Origin of the sequence: Aquidulcibacter paucihalophilus (genome assembly GCA_030285985.1) — a bacterium.
GTDB lineage: Bacteria > Pseudomonadota > Alphaproteobacteria > Caulobacterales > Caulobacteraceae > Brevundimonas.
In genome coordinates this window covers 1,003,886-1,020,913 of record CP127384.1, presented here as the reverse complement: position 1 = coordinate 1,020,913, position 17,028 = coordinate 1,003,886, and the positions used below count along the sequence as shown (strand labels likewise).

21 protein-coding genes are annotated in these 17,028 nt (G+C 69.4%); 3 read left to right on the top strand and 18 right to left on the bottom strand.

Translation table 11 applies throughout. The annotated features are described in order from the left end of the window. Positions 1-93: 93 nt before the first annotated feature. The 12 genes from KB221_05000 to KB221_04945 all read right to left on the bottom strand — a co-directional run bounded on the left by KB221_05000 (position 94) and on the right by KB221_04945 (position 8,922). Positions 94-918, bottom strand: coding sequence for a flagellin (locus KB221_05000; GenBank protein ID WIY70387.1), 825 nt, complete (start codon positions 916-918; stop codon positions 94-96). Between the two features lie 118 nt (positions 919-1,036). Further along, entirely contained in the window at positions 1,037-1,321 is a 285-nt protein-coding gene (locus KB221_04995; protein ID WIY70386.1) for a flagellar protein FlaG, read from the bottom strand. Positions 1,322-1,418: 97 nt separating this feature from the next. Continuing rightward, positions 1,419-2,228: a flagellin gene (locus KB221_04990; GenBank protein WIY70385.1), complete on the bottom strand. Its 810-nt coding sequence runs from the start codon at positions 2,226-2,228 to the stop codon at positions 1,419-1,421. 592 nt (positions 2,229-2,820) lie between these two features. Next, positions 2,821-3,630, bottom strand: a complete 810-nt coding sequence (locus KB221_04985; GenBank protein ID WIY70384.1) for a flagellin — start codon at positions 3,628-3,630, stop codon at positions 2,821-2,823. 417 nt (positions 3,631-4,047) lie between these two features. Next, positions 4,048-4,533, bottom strand: coding sequence for a hypothetical protein (locus KB221_04980; GenBank protein WIY70383.1), 486 nt, complete (start codon positions 4,531-4,533; stop codon positions 4,048-4,050). After that, positions 4,530-4,913 carry a M15 family metallopeptidase gene (locus KB221_04975; protein WIY70382.1) on the bottom strand — a complete coding sequence of 128 codons (384 nt, stop codon included), beginning with the start codon at positions 4,911-4,913 and terminating at the stop codon, positions 4,530-4,532. Before KB221_04975 ends, KB221_04980 begins: the two co-directional genes overlap by 4 nt. After that, positions 4,910-5,185, bottom strand: a complete 276-nt coding sequence (locus KB221_04970; GenBank protein ID WIY70381.1) for a hypothetical protein — start codon at positions 5,183-5,185, stop codon at positions 4,910-4,912. Before KB221_04970 ends, KB221_04975 begins: the two co-directional genes overlap by 4 nt. After that, entirely contained in the window at positions 5,182-5,337 is a 156-nt protein-coding gene (locus tag KB221_04965; protein ID WIY70380.1) for a hypothetical protein, read from the bottom strand. Before KB221_04965 ends, KB221_04970 begins: the two co-directional genes overlap by 4 nt. An 8-nt stretch (positions 5,338-5,345) precedes the next feature. Next, positions 5,346-6,824, bottom strand: a complete 1,479-nt coding sequence (locus tag KB221_04960; GenBank protein ID WIY70379.1) for a DUF2793 domain-containing protein — start codon at positions 6,822-6,824, stop codon at positions 5,346-5,348. A gap of 280 nt (positions 6,825-7,104) precedes the next feature. Continuing rightward, positions 7,105-7,830 (bottom strand): anti-sigma factor, encoded by a 726-nt coding sequence (locus KB221_04955; GenBank protein ID WIY70378.1) that lies wholly within the window; start codon positions 7,828-7,830, stop codon positions 7,105-7,107. After that, on the bottom strand, positions 7,827-8,387 hold the full coding sequence (locus KB221_04950) for a sigma-70 family RNA polymerase sigma factor (GenBank protein ID WIY70377.1): 561 nt from the start codon (positions 8,385-8,387) through the stop codon (positions 7,827-7,829). Before KB221_04950 ends, KB221_04955 begins: the two co-directional genes overlap by 4 nt. Before the next feature lie 61 nt (positions 8,388-8,448). Then, positions 8,449-8,922: a DUF4112 domain-containing protein gene (locus KB221_04945; GenBank protein ID WIY70376.1), complete on the bottom strand. Its 474-nt coding sequence runs from the start codon at positions 8,920-8,922 to the stop codon at positions 8,449-8,451. 120 nt (positions 8,923-9,042) lie between these two features. Here KB221_04945 and KB221_04940 point away from each other — a divergent pair, with 120 nt between their 5' ends. After that, positions 9,043-9,954, top strand: a complete 912-nt coding sequence (locus KB221_04940; GenBank protein ID WIY70375.1) for an endonuclease/exonuclease/phosphatase family protein — start codon at positions 9,043-9,045, stop codon at positions 9,952-9,954. A 49-nt stretch (positions 9,955-10,003) separates the two neighbouring features. Here the strand turns inward: KB221_04940 and KB221_04935 are convergent, their stop codons facing one another. From KB221_04935 to KB221_04910, 6 genes are read right to left on the bottom strand one after another with little or no spacing between them, the layout of a single operon-like run. Beyond that, positions 10,004-11,212: a CCA tRNA nucleotidyltransferase gene (locus KB221_04935; GenBank protein ID WIY70374.1), complete on the bottom strand. Its 1,209-nt coding sequence runs from the start codon at positions 11,210-11,212 to the stop codon at positions 10,004-10,006. Next, entirely contained in the window at positions 11,209-11,868 is a 660-nt protein-coding gene (locus KB221_04930; GenBank protein ID WIY70373.1) for a CoA pyrophosphatase, read from the bottom strand. The genes KB221_04935 and KB221_04930 overlap by 4 nt, the downstream gene beginning before the upstream one ends. After that, on the bottom strand, positions 11,865-12,431 hold the full coding sequence (locus tag KB221_04925) for a DUF1285 domain-containing protein (protein WIY70372.1): 567 nt from the start codon (positions 12,429-12,431) through the stop codon (positions 11,865-11,867). Before KB221_04925 ends, KB221_04930 begins: the two co-directional genes overlap by 4 nt. A gap of 51 nt (positions 12,432-12,482) precedes the next feature. Further along, entirely contained in the window at positions 12,483-12,971 is a 489-nt protein-coding gene (locus KB221_04920; protein WIY70371.1) for an N-acetyltransferase, read from the bottom strand. Positions 12,972-13,005: 34 nt separating this feature from the next. After that, a complete protein-coding gene (locus KB221_04915) occupies positions 13,006-13,782 on the bottom strand; it encodes an enoyl-CoA hydratase (protein ID WIY70370.1) in 777 nt (258 codons plus the stop codon). Beyond that, positions 13,779-14,870, bottom strand: a complete 1,092-nt coding sequence (locus tag KB221_04910; GenBank protein ID WIY70369.1) for an MBL fold metallo-hydrolase — start codon at positions 14,868-14,870, stop codon at positions 13,779-13,781. The genes KB221_04915 and KB221_04910 overlap by 4 nt, the downstream gene beginning before the upstream one ends. A gap of 140 nt (positions 14,871-15,010) precedes the next feature. Here KB221_04910 and KB221_04905 point away from each other — a divergent pair, with 140 nt between their 5' ends. Continuing rightward, a complete protein-coding gene (locus KB221_04905; GenBank protein ID WIY70368.1) occupies positions 15,011-16,009 on the top strand; it encodes a hypothetical protein in 999 nt (332 codons plus the stop codon). 219 nt (positions 16,010-16,228) lie between these two features. After that, positions 16,229-17,026, top strand: coding sequence for an exodeoxyribonuclease III (locus KB221_04900; GenBank protein ID WIY70367.1), 798 nt, complete (start codon positions 16,229-16,231; stop codon positions 17,024-17,026). The last annotated feature ends 2 nt before the right edge of the window (positions 17,027-17,028 follow it).

Here is a 17,028-nt window from a genome sequence, read left to right as displayed (position 1 = left end):
CGCCTTGAAATCATTGCTTTCAATGTACGGTATCGGGACGCGGCGGCGTCGCGCCGCCGTCCAGATCGGCCCCGCAGGCGTGCGCCGGCCGGCCTAGTTCCGGAACAGTGACAGGATGATCTGCGGCGACTGGTTCGCGATCGACAGCGACTGCGCACCGAGTTGCTGCTGCACCTGCAGGGCCTGAAGGCGGGCGCTCTCCTTCGCGAGGTCAGCGTCGACCAGCTTGCCGATGCCGGTTTCAAGCGAATCCATCAGCTTCGAGACGAAGGTGTTGTGAGTCTCGATCTGCTTGGCCTGGGCACCGAGTGAGGCCAGACCCGAGTTCACCGTTGCGAGGGCCGTATCGATGACGCCGAGCGCGGTGGCCGCGGCTGCCGGCAGGAGCAGGTTCTGGGTGCTCAGCCCGAGACCGACGGTGGTAAAGTCTTGCGGATCGATCGAGATGGTATCGGCGGTATCGACGTTGGCCAGAAAGTCCAGGGCCGCTGTCAGGGAGTCGTCCAGCAGGTTCACCCCGTCAAACGAGGCACTGTCGGCGAACTGCTGCACCGACCGGACCAGGCTCTGGAAGTCGTCGTTGTAGGCCGCACGGGACTCGGCGGTCTGGGAGAGATCGGACGCCGCCACGGCCTTCTGGCGCATCTGGATGATCAGGTCGGAAATCGCCTCACCGGCCGCCAGGGTCACATCCGCGAGCGAGGTGGCCCGGTCCAGACTGGTCTTGACGGAATCAAGGGCCCCCAGATCGGCCCGCTGGTTCTGCGCGATCGCCCAGACCGCCGAATTGTCCTTGGCACCCGCGACCTTCAGGCCCGTGCTGACGCGGTTCTGCACCGCTGCCATCCGGTCGTTGATCTGGTTGAGGTTTTGCAGCGCAACGAGCGCTGAGGAATTGCTGTGGACGCTGTTGGACATGGTTCTGGCCCTGGAACGGTTCGGGCACAGGCTATGAGGCGAGTCGTGTGCGTATGGTTAACGCCAGATATCCGGGCGCGCGGCTGCGGCCCGGGGACGGTCAGATCTCGACGGCGTTTCAGACGGTGGTGTTGATCACCGCCCCGACGCCATAGTCATCACGCTGCCTCATCTGCATCACTTCCTCGCTCGGCAGCTGCCGCACGACCTCACCGGTTTCCCGGTCCAGGGTCTTGTAGACAAAGGATCCCGCGCTGGACCCCTGCTCGATCACCAGTCGGTAACGGGCCTGGCGTTCAGCGTCTGCGACAGCTTTGGAGCTGGCTTCACGGTCAGCTCCGGACTGCAGTGATGGTTCGGCTGTCAGAACCGGTACGGCTCTTACTGTTTGTTCTGCATTCATCTCCTGATCGTCGGCGACAAAGCCGACGTCTCCTGGTCACAAGCGCTCGGGAACAGAGGCGGAGCCGCGCACGGCTCCGCCTCCATCTCCTGGTTCCTTAGCGGAACAGGCCGAGCAGGATTGAACTCGACTGGTTGGCGATCGACAGGGCCTGCACACCCAGCTGTTGCTTGGTCTGCAGAGCGGTCAGTCGGGCGCTTTCCTTGGCCAGATCGGCGTCGACGAGGTTGCCCACGCCGGCTTCAAGGGCGTCCTGGATCTTGCTGGTGAAGGTCAGCTGGCGGTCCAGGGACTTGGAGTTGCTGCCGAGCGTGCCGAGCTTGGCGGAGAACGCCGTGATGGCGGTATCGACGGCGGTGGCGGTGGCACCGGCCCGGGCGATAGCACCCGTCGCCGTTGCAACCGTCGTGGCCGTGCCGGCCACGGCGTGCACCGAATAGGTGCTGTTCGTGCCCGTCTGAACGATCAGGTTGTTGGTGGCCGAACCGGCGGAGAACAGGTTGACGCCGTCGAAGCTTGCACCGCCGAGCGCAGCCGTGATTTCGGTGCCCAGGGCGTTGAAGTCGGCGAGGTAGGCCGTTTCAGCGGCGGAACCCGCAACGGACGACTGGATGGCGACCGCCAGACCCTTTTGTTCTTCCAGCGCCTTCGAGATGGTGTCACCGGCCGCCAGGGCGACGTCGATGACCGACTGACCGCGCTGGATGGAGTTCTTGACCGAGTTCAGGGCACCCTGTTCAGCGCGCAGTCCGGAGGCGATCGCGAAGATGGCCCCGTTGTCCTTGGCGCTGGAAACCTTCAGGCCGGTGTTGACGCGGTTCTGGACGGTGTCCAGTTCGCGGCTCGTGGCGTTCAGGCTTTGCAGCGCAACGAGAGCGCCGCTGTTCGTGTTGATGCTATTAGCCATTTTGGCTGTCCTTTTGTCTTCGACATGACCGACGCCGTTTTGGCTGTCGGAGGCATTCTGCCCGAACGGGATGAAGCAAGGACGGAGCCACCGACCGACCACCCATGCCAACCCAACTGTCGTTGATTTTGCTACGTTAGTTCTTGTTCACCACATTCCCGACCCGGAAAACTCTGCCTGGCCGCGGCAGGATTTGCCGGGTGCCCGGCATCCTTTGCCGGGCTCTGCCCCGCCGCGGGGGCGTCGCCGGAACGCCGGTGGCCAGGGCGAGATCCGGTCGGATTCATCCCTCGTCCGACGATGGGGAGACAGCCTCCCGCACCGAGGGCGGTCCACCGGTCCGGGGCGCACGCGGGGGCGCACTGCGGGGCCCGGACATGATCGGCGCGGGTGCCCGGTCACCGCCTTCTGAAAGCCGCCGGGGCCAAACGCGCCACGGGACGCGACCGGCAGCGCCGCCGCCATCCGCTCCGCCAGGTCGAAAACGGAAAAAGCCTTGGCGGACCGGGTCCGCCAAGGCTCAATTTTCGTTCCGGAAGGTCGCCGGGTCCTATGTTGAACCCGGGTTGATGGGATCCCGAAGCAGAAGGGTTTAGCGGAACAGGCCGAGCAGGATGGACCCGGACTGGTTGGCGATGCCGAGGGCCTGCACACCCAGCTGTTGCTTGGTCTGCAGAGCGGTCAGTCGGGCGCTTTCCTTGGCCAGGTCGGCGTCGACGAGGTTGCCCACGCCGGCTTCAAGGGCGTCCTGGATCTTGCTGGTGAAGGTCAGCTGACGTTCCAGGGATTTGGCGTTACCGCCCAGGGTGCCGAGCTTGGCCGCGAAGGTCGCATTGGCGGTGTCGACTGCGGCGGCGGTGGCGCCGGCACGGACGACGGTGCCGGTGGCCGTCGCGACGGTCGTTGCGGCACCGGCGACCCCATGAACCGAATAGGTCGTGGCGGTACCGGTCTGAACGACCAGATTGTTGGTGGCCGATCCGGCGGCGTAGATGTTGACGCCGTCGAAGCTTGCACCGGCGAGGGCGGCCGTGATTTCGGTGCCCAGGGCGTTGAAGTCAGCCAGATAGGCCGTCTCGGCGGCGGAACCTGCAACGGACGACTGGATGGCGACCGCCAGGCCCTTTTGCTCTTCCAGGGCCTTCTGGATCGTATCACCGGCCGCCAGGGCGACGTCGATGACCGAGATGCCGCGCTGGATAGAGTTCTTGACCGAATCCAGGGCACCCTGTTCGGCGCGCAGACCGGACGCGATCGCGAAGATGGCACCGTTGTCCTTGGCCGAGGCAACCTTCAGCCCGGTGTTGACCCGGTTCTGGGTGACATTCAGCTCACGGCCGGTGGCGTTCAGGTTCTGCAGCGCAACCATGGCGCCGACGTTCGTATTGATGCTGTTAGCCATTTTGGCTTTCCTCTGTGTCTTCGACATGTCTGACGCCATTTTGGCGGTCAGGAGCGTTCTGCTCGGGTTTCTCTTGAGCAAGGACAGGGCCAGCCGCCAGACACCGACGTTCCTCAGCCTGGTGTTGATTTTGCTGACAATTTCCTGAAGCGCCGCGTGTTCCCTCCGGCAAAGCCTGCAAGGGCCGAGCAACTTTTGCCGGGCGCTGGGCAGGTCATGCCGGTCGGGAAATGCCGGGCATACATTCGGGACCGGTCTGCGCCTGCCTGTCAGGGCCAGACTGTCGGTCCGTGCCGTGTCCCGGCCTCCCGCCGCCAACGATCCTGCAGCGCCCGCTCCGCCATGAGGGTATCGACCGCTGCGGCCCGGGCCAGCTCGCAGGCCACCAGTTGGGCACCGCGTTCGACGTAGGCGATCTCAAGATCGGCGATCGTCGGCGCGTCCGGCAACCGCGCCAGCACGCACCGCCTTGTCGCCGTCTCCGGCAGGGTCAGCCGCGGCGGCTCCGCAGACGGCGGGCGCGAGACGGCACAGCTCGCGGTCATGGCCGGCAAGGCGAGCCACACGATCAGGGTCCAGCGGGGTATCGGCATCAGGGGCGCTCCTGGCTTGCGTCGTGGCCTGCGCGGTCTCGCGCGCGACCGTCACGGTCAGTTGATGAAGGTGTTCGAGACGCCGGGCCTGTTCGGCGGCACCCGCGACCTCGAGCCGGCGCGCGGCGGCGTCCTCGACCGCGGCGGAGGCCTTCGCCTCGGCAGAGCGCAGCCGTCGCTCCGCCAGCCCCAGCGGGTCCCATCGAAAGCCCAGTCCGTGCAGGCCGACCAGCACCGCAGCCAGCACACCGGCCACGACCAGCCCCCAGCCCCAGGGAGTCAGGGTTCGCAGGAGCGCCGGAGCCCTCACGGGAACACCCTCCGGTCCAGCTCGAAATGCGGGCCGTCCCTGAGGGTGGTCCAGTCGCCGCCCCAGATCATGGCCGTGCCCTGACGCGCAGCCGCCGCCTTGAACGCCGCCGCGATGCGTGGATACAGCGGCCAGTCCCAGCGGACCTGCCCGTCGACCAGAGCCGCCACATCGACCGCATGGCCGGTGAGATGACGCGACCGCTTGGTGCGGCTGGCCCCGGCCCGGACCAGGGCCGCCTGCCGCTCGGGCGTGCGCAGCCCCTCCGTCACCATGAACTCCACCGGGCTCAGGGCGGCGGCTTCCCGCACCAGGGCGACGAGGCGCGGATGCACCCCGACCAGCCGTTTGAGGGATCGCCCGGACAGCCGAAAGCTCATGGCCGGCCCTCCCCACCGATCCGGGGCCGCAGCACGGCCAGCGTCGCGATCAGCTGCTGGGCCGTCGGGGCCACCAGATAGAGAACCAGCACCAGCGCCAGCAGGGCCATCAGCCCCTGCGCCAGCCGCGGCACCGCCTCGGGCGGCGTCGCGGCGATCAGGCGGTCAAGCAGCAGCCAGGCAGCCCCGCTGGTCGCGAAGACATAGAGCCGACGCCACAGCCACCGACCCTCGGCCAGCAGCGGGGCACCCGGCAGTGAAGGCGTCGTCATCGGTCATCCTCCGGATCATCAAGGGGTGCGTCGCCCCGGCGCCAGCCCGGGCTGGCGTGGGCAAACAGATCGGCCTCGCTCAGACGGCCGGGGCTCGCCCAGGCTTCCTCGTCCAGCAGCCAGGGGTCGGTGTGATCTTCGGAGCGGCTCATGGCAGGGCTCATCCGACGGCAACCAGCCAGACCACGCCGGGCGCGCCGCCCCCGCCGTTGCCACCCGCGGCGACCCCGGCTCCCCCACCGCCGCCGCCGCCACCGACGGACCCGCCCGCGGCACCCGCATGGCCCGCACCGGAAGCCGCTGCGCCACCACCGCCCCCGCCACCGCCGGCCCAGTGCAAGGTCGGCTGCGGCGCCGTCGTCCCCGGCGCACCCGCCGCGCCTGTTCCGCCGCCTCCGCCAGGCGCCTTCACCGCCAGCGCCCCGCCGTCACCGCCGTCTCCACCCGCCCGCGCGACGCCCACACCGTCCAGACCACCGCCGGCCCCGCCGCCGCCCGGCCCGTCCGGTCGGTCGAGGCTTCGACCGCTCCCGCCCGTCGCCGCGACGCTGGAAGCCCCACCGCCATTGCAGGCCGGAGCGCCCGCCCCGGCGGCTCCCGCCGCGCCGCTCGTGCTGTCTCCCTGCCCGCCCCCACCACCGCCGCCCGCGACCAGCAGGCTGAGCCCGCCCATCACGACCGTACTGTCGGTGCCGTTCGCGCCCCCGGCCGCGCTGCCGCCGGCCCCGCCGGTTCCCACGACCACATCCAGCGTTCCGCCCAGCATGTCCGCGGCCCACGCGCCCCGGCTGATCCCGCCGGCCCCGCCCCCGCCGCCCCCGAAGCGCGATCCGGACGCGCCGAAGGCCCCGGCCCCGCCGCCGCCACCGCCTCCGACCGCCACGGCCTCAACGCTGCGCGCCCATGCGGGCACGGCGTAGCTCCCATCGGCGGTCAAGACCGAGACGGCCCGGCGTCCGGCACCCAGCGCATGGGTCAGCCGCCCCGTGGCGCGGTCGACCACAAAGGCCTCATGCCAGCTCGAACCGTCGGCGCTGACCTTCAGCCTGAGGTCGTCATCCCCGGCCAGGCCCAGCTCCGCCCGCCCGCCCCAGCCGCTCTGGAACAGCAGCGACAGGACGTCCCCGGCCGCCTCCTTGTTCAGCGTCAGCCGCAGGTCTCCGGTGCCCCCGGCCCAGGCCTCCAGCGCGGTCCACAGGGCGGTGTTCAGCCGGGCCGCAAAGGGATTGGCCGCGTCCGCGGTCGTCCCGAGCCCGAGCCGGGTCAGTGCCTGGGCCACGCCCAGCCGCGCGCCCAGCGGCACCCATGACCCGCCGTGCCGCACGACGACCTCTCCCGCGTCCGCCACCAGGGCAATCAGGCCGTCGCCGGCCGGGACGACGGTCCAGCCACCACCCTCCGCCCGCAGCAGCGCGCCTTCAGGCCGCGTGCTCCAGTCGGCCCCGGTTGCCCCGGACGGCAGGATCCAAAGGGCCCCGTCCCCCGGTGCCCCCGGCTGGGCCGTCGTCGTGCGGCTGACCACCACGGTCTGGACGAGGGCATCCAGCCGCGTCAGGGCCTCGTTCAGGGTGACGTGCTTCTGCATCTGCCCGGCCGCCAGATACGGCAGGGCCAGCCGCGCGCTGTGATCGTCGCTCATGGAAATCTCCGAAATCGTGTCGGAGATCAGTCTGGCGGGCGGCCTTCCTCAGGCGGGCTCATGACGCTGTCGTCGCCATGAAATGGCGCAACATCAATGGCCTGCGTCACCGGATTATGCTGACAATCGGCGAAAAGGTAGCGGGGAGACCGGTGTTGGAAGGGCTGGACGGCCTCCCCGCAGACGGGCCCGCAGGCTGTCAGGACCAGACGGCGCGCTTGCGCGGCGCCGCGACGAACCCGTCAGCAAAGCTACGCCGCCGGTCGCCCGACGGATGCAGCTACAGCCGCTGGAGCGCGCCCTGGGCGACGACCGGGCCATCCGGCTTGTCCGGCGCCGGCGTATGGCCGGGGGCCTCCATCGAGACGGCGACGGCGTTCGCATGTCCGGCCGGGCCGAACAGGGCCTGGCCCAGGTTGTGGCGCGACGTGGTCGAGCCGTCGATGGCACCGACCAGCTGGACACCGCCCTCGGGCATCACCAGCCACAGGTGGGGCACCCGCGTATCGCCCGCCATCTCATTGGTCGGGGCCAGATAGAGTTCGCCCGAGGTGGCGTCATAGGCCAGGGTCATGGCCGCCGCGCCGCTCTCCAGCGTCAGGGTCGCGACCCGGATAACCGCGGGGGCCGGAGCGGCCGGGGCGATCGGTGCCGGGGCCGGCTGGGCCAGCAGCATGACCACCGCCGCCACGCTGGCCGCCAGCAGACCCGTCGAGCCGATGGCCCACCGGCGCCAGAAGACGACGCTGTTGTCATTGGCGGCAGGCGGCGTCAGCCCCGCCTCGACCCTGGGCCAGACCAGGGGCGAAGGCTCGACCGAAACGATCCCTTCCACCAGGCCGCCGAGCCGCTCGTTCCACGCCTCGACATGGGCCGCGAAGGCCGGGTCATTTGCCTCGCGGGCGCGGGCCGCGGCCTCGTCCTCCGGCGAGAGAACGCGCAGGGCCAGTTCCCCGGCCAGGGCCTGATCTTCATCCATTCCGCCGACGTCCGTGGGATCGGTCATGATTCGAGACACATCCTCAGCCGCATCAATCCACGCCGGATCCAGCTCTTCATCGTGCCCAGGGGCACATTCTCCCGCACCGCCAGCGCATCATAGGTCACGCCTTCGATGAAGGCCGTGCGGATGGCGCCGCCGGTTCTGTCGTCCAATTGGCCGAGGCAGTCGTTGAGCCGGCGCACGTCATCGCCCGTCTCCAGCGCCTGGGCCGGCGAGGGGGCGTCATCTGCGATCACGTTCACCGCCTCATCGATCGGGGTCGATTTGCGCATGGCCGCACCGGACCGCAGGCGGTCGATCGCCCGGTTCCGGGCGATGGTCACCAGCCAGGTGATCGGGCTGGCGCGCGAAGCATCAAAGCTTCCGGCCTTCCTCCACACGGTCAGATAGGTGTCCTGCAAAACGTCCTCGGCGAGCTGTCGGTCGGCCAAGATACGCAGGGTCACCCCCAATAGCTTCGCGGAGGTCGCTTCATAGACACGACGGAAGGCGGCGCGGTCCCCTTCGCCCGTGCGACCGAGCGCCAGGGCCAGTTCATCTCGGGTCAGTATCGCGCTCATTCACAGGTCCGGCGTAGGTGAGTTTCGAGTTGGCGGTGACGGCGCGCCTTCGTCAAGCGGTTCAGTCGTGCAGATAGACGATCCGCCGCAGCTTCGGATTCCGGCGCATGTCCGCGACATGGCCCTCATGCGCCCCCGAGGCCCGCGCCTCGCGCTCGTTCGCCTCGACCCAGTGGGTGGATTCGATGTCCTTCTGCAGCGCCTTGGCCGCCATCAGGTGGCCGGGAAACAGCATGTCGACGACGTCCGGTGCGAACGGGATGACCTCGCCCACAGCGGTCGCCGTGCTGTCGAGCCCGAGATAGGTCGCCATTCGGAGCAGTGTGCCCGGCGCGGCCCGGGCCCGGGCCGCCTGCACCAGCAGCCAGGCGGCAGCCCCGACGCTGTAGGCCGTGCCCACCACCGGTATCCAGGTCAGCAGGCCGTCGAGCCCGATGCCGAACGGGCCGATGCCGAGCGCCCGGTCGGACAGCTTCTTGACGCCCTCGACATTGGACCAGATTTTCTCGATATCCGCGACGGACCGTCTGGCCATGTCTGCCCTCCTGAAGCGAGACCGTAACGCGCCATGACGAACCCCGTTCAGCCGGAAAGGCAAGGTCCGCGAATTCGATTTCACCTCCTTACGTGGTGCCAGCGGCTGGAAGCGCTGCTGGTGCTGGGGTTGATTCCGGTGGCGGGGACCGGGCTCCTTGTGCTTGCGGGCATCGACAACCGGGCCGTGGACCTGTTGGCCCAGTTCATGGCGCCGATGCTGATCACAATGCTCCTGTTGACCGCCGGTCTGGGCCTGTTCCGGATGAAGGCCGCTGCCGGAGCGGGCGTCCTGACCTGTCTCGTTCTGACCCTGGCGGTCTGGCCGCAGTGGTTCCCCAAGGCCTCTGCTCCGGACCCCGGCGCAGCCGTGGTGCGGGTCTATTCGGCGAACCTCTTCTACCTGAACAACGATACGGCCCGGATTCGCCGGTCGATCGAGGCCGCCGACGCCGACATCGTCGTGCTCATCGAACTGGCCAGCGATCCGGCGGCGTCCGTTGACGAACTGCTCGCCGGCTATCCGCACCGGGCCGCGTCCATGCGCCTGGACCAGACCCGCGGGCCGTCACGGTCCCTGATCGCCTCACGTTGGCCCCTGACCGTGCGCGCTGATCCACCCGACGGCCTTCACGCCGTGGCCGCAACCGTCCGGACGCCGCTGGGTCCGGTCAATGTGGTCGGCGTCCACCTGACCCGGCCATGGCCATTCCAGCATTCATGGGGCCAGATCAGTCAGACCATGGCCCTGGAGGCTGTCGTCAGGGATTTGACCGGGCCGGTCGTGGTCGCCGGCGACTTCAACAGCGTGTCCAGCGCCCGCATCGGCAAACAGGTCCAGGGCGACATCGGCCTTCGTCCCGCGCCCGGTTTCCCCGGCACCTGGCCCAGCGACCTGCCATCAGGCCTGGGGATCACCATCGACCAGGTCTACGCCTCGCCCGACCTCGCCTTCATCAGTCGCCGCCTCGGCCGCCCGACCGGGTCGGATCATCGCCCGGTGGTGACCGAATTCACCCGCGCGACGGACTGAAACCGGTCTTGTTGGACGACGTCCGGCAAGGCCCGGATTTCAGTCGGGATCAGGACCTGACCAGCGCGGCCAGCCGTTCGGCATGGCCGTCGGCGGGGAAGTCATCCGCAATCCAGGCTTCCTCGAACGCCTTGAGCAGCCGTCCGGTCTCCGGCCCCGGCTCCACGCCCAGCCGCGCCAGCTCCCGGCCGCCGACCGGCATCGACGGGCGTCGCCAGCCCTCGGCCAGCGCCAGCAGACGGTGCCCGTCGCCGGTTTGCGCAGGGCGCTCCGCCATCCTCAGGCAAAGGGCGTCGGCCACCGCCCGCCCGCCGAAACGATAGACGGCGGCGCGAACCTCGGCGTCGCTCATCGTCAGGCTGACCACCGGGGCCGCCACGGCGGCGTCCGCCAGTCGGTCACGCGTTGCATTCGGAAACCGCAGACGCGCCGAGGCCTCTCTCACAATCCGCTCGTTGCTCGGGAGCAGGGCCATCAACCGCATGACCGGGTCGTCGCCCTGCTCGACCGCCGCCTCGAACAACGGGCCTGCCACGGCCTCGGGCAGGACCTGAGCCAGCACCCCGGTGTCCGCCATCGCCGCCACGGCGACCCGCGGATCGGGTGCGGCCAGCAGGGTCATCAGCTCCTTGGACACGCGCTCGGCCGACAACCGCGTCATGCCTGACGCCAAAGCCCGGCATGCCGCCAGCGCGGCGACGTCCGGCTCGCCCCGGCCGTACCAGGCGAAGAAGCGGAAGAAGCGCAGGATGCGCAGATAGTCTTCCTGGATGCGCGTCTCCGGGTCGCCGACGAAGACGATCCGTCCCGCCGCCGCATCCGCGACGCCTTCGCCGGTCGGGTCGAACACCCGCCCCTCGCCGTCGGCATACAGGGCGTTGAGACGGAAATCGCGGCGCGCGGCGTCCTCGGCCCAGTCATCGGTGAAGGCCACGGTGGCGTTGCGACCGTCCGTCGAGACATCGCGGCGCAGGGTGGTGATCTCGAACGGCTGGCGTCCCGAAACCGCCGTCACCGTGCCGTGGGCGATTCCGGTCGGCACGGCCTTCAGCCCGGCGGCGCGGATGGCGCGGTCGGTCTCTTCCGGCTTCAGGGTCGTGGCGATGTCGACATCGGCCACCGGTGCCCCGATCAGGGCGTTGCGCACGCAGCCGCCGACGAAGCGGGCGCAGTCCGGCCCGCCCGCCGCCTCCAGCGCCGCCATCACGGCGCGCGTGGCCGGGGCCGTCAGCCAGGGCTGGTCATCGAGCCGCCTCACGCCGCATCCTCCGCCACGATGTCCGGGAGGACATCCTCGCCGTAGAGCCGCGTCCGCAGCGCCCGAACGATCCCCGCCGTCACCCCCCAGATGTAGCGTTCCTGGTGGGTGATGGCCCAGTACCAACGGCGCGGCTGGCCCTCACGGTCGTAGGAATCCCGGCGATGATTGGCCGGGTCCATGATGAAGTCCCACGGCACCTCGAACACCTCGGCCACCTCGTCCAGCGCCGCCTCGGTGGCGGGCGTCGCCGTCAGCCAGCCGACCACCGGCGTCACCAGAAAGCCGGTGCCCGTCTCATAGGCGTCGCCGACGCCCAGCACCTCGACCAGGGCCGGGTCCAGCGCCACCTCCTCGAAGGCCTCACGCACGGCCGCCTCGACCGCGGTCTCACCGGGATCCAGCCGTCCGCCGGGAAAGGCGATCTGACCGGTATGGCTGGCCAGCGTGTCCGACCGGCGTGTCATCAACACTGTCGCCCCGTCCGGCCCCGCGATCACGGGGATCAACACCGCGGCGGGCCTCAGGATCCGCTCCGGCCGTTCGGCCTCCGGGTTCAGGTCAAAGTCCGAGCGTGCGGGTGCCCGGTCCGCCGTCCAGCTGGCGGCCGGCTCCAGATGTTCGATCAAACGCGCGCGCAGGCTCGACAGGCTCATTCCAGGCCCGCCCCGACCGGGCCCAGGGCGAAGGCGACGCCGCCCGACCGCACCGTCAGCCGCCCGTCCTCGACCCCCGCCATCTCGACCAGTTCATAGAAGACCGGCCGCGCGATCCGCGCCCAAAGGTCGGCCCGGACATGCACCGACGGCGACGGCTCGCCGGTTGCAGGATCAGTCTCGACGCGGATGGGATGGTCCGGCCCGGCCTCGGTCTCGTCCCCGACATCGGTAGTGAAAACCAGAGCCTCTCCCCGTCGCTCGACGCTCACGGCGCGGAACGGCAGGTCCTCGACCGTGATCGACAGCTTCTCGCCGGGCGTGACCAGCACATAGCCGTCGTCGTCCTTGCGCAGCACGGTCGAGAACAGTCGCACCAGTTCCGCCCGGCCGATCGGCGAGCCCTCGTGCATCCACAGGCCGTCGCGGCGGATGACGATGTCGATCTCGCCGCAATGCGCCGGATGCCACAGATGCACCGGCGGCGGCCCACGGCCCGGCGCCTGTTTCGCCGCAGCCGCCACGCCGGCCAGTCCTGTCTTGCTGCCCGCGGATTCAGCCATGCCCCAGACTTAGGCCGCGTCGGTCGGATCGGAAAGGCGTCCGCCGGCGAGTCAGGCCGGCAACACGGTTCCCGTCGCCTCGCCCTCGCCCCGCCACAGCACACGCCGCTGATCGACGGGCCCGTTCAGGCGCGCCTCCCGGGCCGGCCGGAACCCGAACCGGCCGAAATAGGGAAGATCACCGACCAGAAGGATGCCGACATCTCCGGCATGATCCACGCAGGCCTGCACCAGATCGGCGCCCAGTCCCGCCCGGCGGCTGTCCGCCGACACCGCTATCGGGCCGAGAAACAGCGCCGGCTCGCCGCCGACCGTGATCGCCCACAGCCGCACCGAGCCGATGACCTTGCCGTTCTCGCGCGCGACGAACCCGGCCGCGATCCGCGCCCGCTCGCGCAGCCGCTCCGCCGTCTTGGCGAACCGGCCAGGCCCGAAAGCCGCCAGCACGAGACCCTCGACCGCCGCTGCGTCGGCGGAGGCTTCGATCTCTATGCGCCAAGAAGCGTCTTGGGGCGCGGGTCTGGCGGGGGCGTCCAACATGAGGGCGCGCAACTAGGGCTCGCCGACCTGCGAATCAACCGGCTTTCGAGAAATCAGGTGCGCGCTTCTGGCTGAAGGCCATGAAGGCCTCCATCGCCTCGGGGCTCGACATCTGGCTGCCGAAGGCCTCGCCTTCGCGCTGCATCAGGGCCCACAGCTGCGCGGCGTCCCGCATCAGCCGCTTGGTCTTGCGGATGGAGTTGGGCGCCCGCGCGGCCAGTTTGCCCGCCAGCTCCGCCGCCACGGCATCGACCTGGTCCGCGGGCACGGCCCGGTTGGCCAGCCCCCAGGCGACCGCCGTACGGCCGTCGATGGGCTCGCCGAGGGCGAAAATCTCGAACGCCCGCTGATGGCCCAGCACCGCCGGCAGCAACATCGAGGACGCCGCCTCCGGGGCCAGTGCCAGATTGATGAAGGGGGCCGACAGCAGGGCGTCCTCGGCCACCACCACCATGTCGCAATGCAGCAGCAGCGTCAGGCCGATGCCGACCGCCCGTCCCCGGACAGCGGCAACCGCCGGCTTGTCCAGATCGGCCAGGGCCTTGAGGAAATGGAACACAGGGGCGTCGGTGACCTGTCCCCCGCCCTGCGAGCCCAGGGCGATGAAGTCGGCGATGTCATTGCCCGCCGAGAAGCTGTCGCCCTGGCCCTTGAACACCAGCACCCGCACGGCATCGTCCGTCCGCGCGCGCTGGGTCGCCTCGGCCAGCACCGCGTACATGGCCTGGGTGATGGCGTTCTTCTTCTCCGGCCGCGCCAGGGTGACGGTCAGGACGCCGCCCGCCAGTTCGGTCTGAATTTGGTCGCTCACGCGGCCTCTCCCCGTTTGATCATTGTCCACCAGTCCACGCCGTCGGCATCGCGCGTCCGGGTGACGCGGCCGCGATGCAGCAGATAGTTCAGATGCGCGATCGCCTCGCCCGTGGCCATCCCCCGCACCCCGTCGCCGACCGCGCGCGCGAACAGGGCCCCGAAGACGTCCACCGCCCGCTTCGGCGTCTGCAACGTCTTCTCCAGCCGCTTCAGCGAAACCTCATGCCCCCGGATCAGCGCGTCCAGCCGCGTGTGCACCCCATGGAAGGGCTCGCCATGCGAGGGCAGGATCAGGCCGTCGTGCGGCAGGATGCCCTTCATCCGCTCCAGCGAGTCCAGCCAGTCACCCAGCGGGTCGGCATTCGGCTCGGTCGGCCAGACCGACACATTCGACGATATCCGCGGCAGGATCTGGTCCCCGCCCAGCATCACGCCGTCGGCCTCGCGCCACAGGCAGGCGTGCTCCGGACTGTGTCCCTCGCCGACCACCACCCGCCAGTCCTGCCCGCCGATGCTCAGCCGGTCGCCCTCGCGCATCCGCACATAGCCGGTCGGCATGGGCGAGACGGCCCGGCCGAACTGGCCGAACTCGCGGCGGTAGGTCTCAACCTGTTCGGCATCCCAGCCGGCGGCGCGATAGTGGACCGCGCCCGCTTCCGGTGCCGGCTGTCCCGTGTCCGCCAGCAGCATCCGGGCGGTCACATACTCCACCCGCGTCATCACCAGCGGCGCGCCCGTCCGCTCGCACAGCCATCCGGCCAGGCCGATATGGTCGGGGTGCATATGGGTACAGATCACCCGCGTCACCGGCCGTCCGCCCAGCGGTCCCGCCAGCAGGGCGTCCCAGCGGTCGCGCGAATCGGGGATGTTCAGCCCGGTGTCGATCAGGACCCAGCCCTCGCCGTCCTCGACCGCATAGACATTGATGTGGTTCAGCGAGATCGGCAGCGACAGCCGCATCCACAGCACGCCCGGCGCGACCGTGATGGCCTCGCCGAACCCGGGCGGGACCGGATGCGGATAGGTCAGGCCGCGCCCGTCGCGCGCCGCCTGATCGATCTCTGCCGGGACCGCGCCGTCTGCCAAGTCCGTCTCCAATTGCAACTGATCGTCTTGATACCCTCAACCGGCGGTCTCCGTCCAGCCGCTCGCACGCGCACGCCTTGACCCCGCCACATCGGCCCGCCAAGGGTTGAGCCAACGGTTATCCTGTTCGGAGTGTTCTCGTGTTCCACAGAAAATGGCTCGCGCTTGCGGGCGGTGCCCTGGCCCTCGCGCTGATCGCGGCCCAGCCCGCCTTCGCCCAGGATAGTCCTGAAAATCCCGGGACCACCGGCCGGACGGAATCCGACCGGGCCTCCGGTACCATCCGCGGTGAGAGCGTCCTGCCCGGCCGCGTCGGCGGCGGTCGTCGCGACCGCGTGCCGGACAACCGCGCCACCCGCAATCGTCCGGCTCCCCCTCCGGCGGTCGCAACGCCCGAGGAAATCAAGGCCGCCGCCCAGGTCCTGGTCGTCGCCACCGGTGCTGCCTGCTCGGTGACCGAGGCCGCCCAGCCCGGCATGAACGCCGAACAGCAGAAGATCTATGAAGCCGCCTGTTCGGAAGGCCCCGGCCTGATCCTGATCGAGTCGACCCCGCCCCAGAGCTTCGACTGCCTCGAGCTGGCCGGCACCGCCTACACCGCCCGTCTGCGCGACCCCGCCGCCGACGTGGGCCAGCAATGCGCCCTCCCCGCCAACCAGAACGGCCTGGCCGTCATCGGTGGCTGGGCCCGCGGTGCCGGCGTCACCTGCACGGTCGATGAGGCCGTCGCCATCGGCAAGAGCGACGCCGACAACATCGTCTACGAAATCGGCTGCGCCGGCACGGACGGCTACTGGCTGGAACGCGTCGGCACCGGCTGGGACCTGAAGGACTGCCTGCAGGTCAACTCGACCGGCGGCATCTGCCGCTTCACCACGGGTCAGGAACAGGCTGACGGCTTCGAGCCCAAGCTGGCCGGCACCGACGCCGCGGCCTGCGACGTCACCCAGGTCCGCCTGATGGGCTCCAATGCCAACGGCCGCTTCTACGAAGCCAAATGCGCCGCCGAAGGTGAAGGCTATATCGCCCGCATCAACAATGAGGGCGTGACCCAGCAGATCTACCCCTGCGCCACCGCCCAGCGGATCGGCGGGGGCTGCCGCTTCACCCCGGCCCCGGCCCTGCCGCCGACCGAGTAATCGGCCGGAAAATCCATCGAGACGACGCCCCGGAGTTCGCTCCGGGGCGTTTTTCGTTAGAGCGAAATCGGTCTTGGTGGACGCAGTCCGCCAAGGCTCAGATTTCGCTCCAGCATAACTCCGGACCATTTTTGCCGTCAGTTCGATTCGACCTGACGGCAGAATGGTCCGGCCGATGCCGGCTTCACAGACCGCCCCGACGCGCCTTAAGCATGGCGTATGCGCATCGCCACCTGGAACGTGAACTCCGTCAACGCCCGCCTGCCGACGGTGCTGGCGTGGCTGGAGGCGGCCCAGCCCGACGTCGTCGGCTTCCAGGAGATCAAATGCCTGGACGAGAAATTCCCCCGCGAGGCCTTTGAGTCGCTCGGCTACAACGTCGAGACCAACGGCCAGAAGACCTACAACGGCGTCGCCCTGCTCTCGAAATATCCGCTCAGCGACGTGCGCCGCGGCCTGCCCGGCGTGGACGCCTCCGGTTTCGAGGCGGAGTTCGAACAGGCCCGCTACATCGAGGCCGTGATCGAATGCCCGCGCCCGGTCCGCGTCGGCTGCCTCTACCTGCCCAACGGCAACCCGATCGGCACGGAAAAATTCGCCTACAAACTGGCATGGATGGACCGGCTTCAGGCCCATGCGAGGGACCTGCTCCGGCAGGAAGAGGCCTTCACCCTCTGCGGCGACTACAACGTCATTCCCACCCCGGACGACGCGAAGAACCCGGCTGCCTGGACCGGTGACGCCCTGTTCCAGCCCGAGAGTCGCGCCGCCTTCCGGGCCCTGAACAACCTCGGCCTGTCCGAGGCCGGAGCCCTGGGCAAACAGCCGCCCGGCACCTTCACCTTCTGGGACTACCAGGCCGGCGCCTGGCAGCGCGACCACGGCATCCGCATCGACTTCCACCTGCTGTCGCCCCAGGCGGCCGACCGCTTCGTCGGCGTCGAGACCCATCGCGACGCCCGCGACATGGACAAGCCGTCCGACCACGTCCCCGTCGTCGTCGAACTGGAGGACTGAAC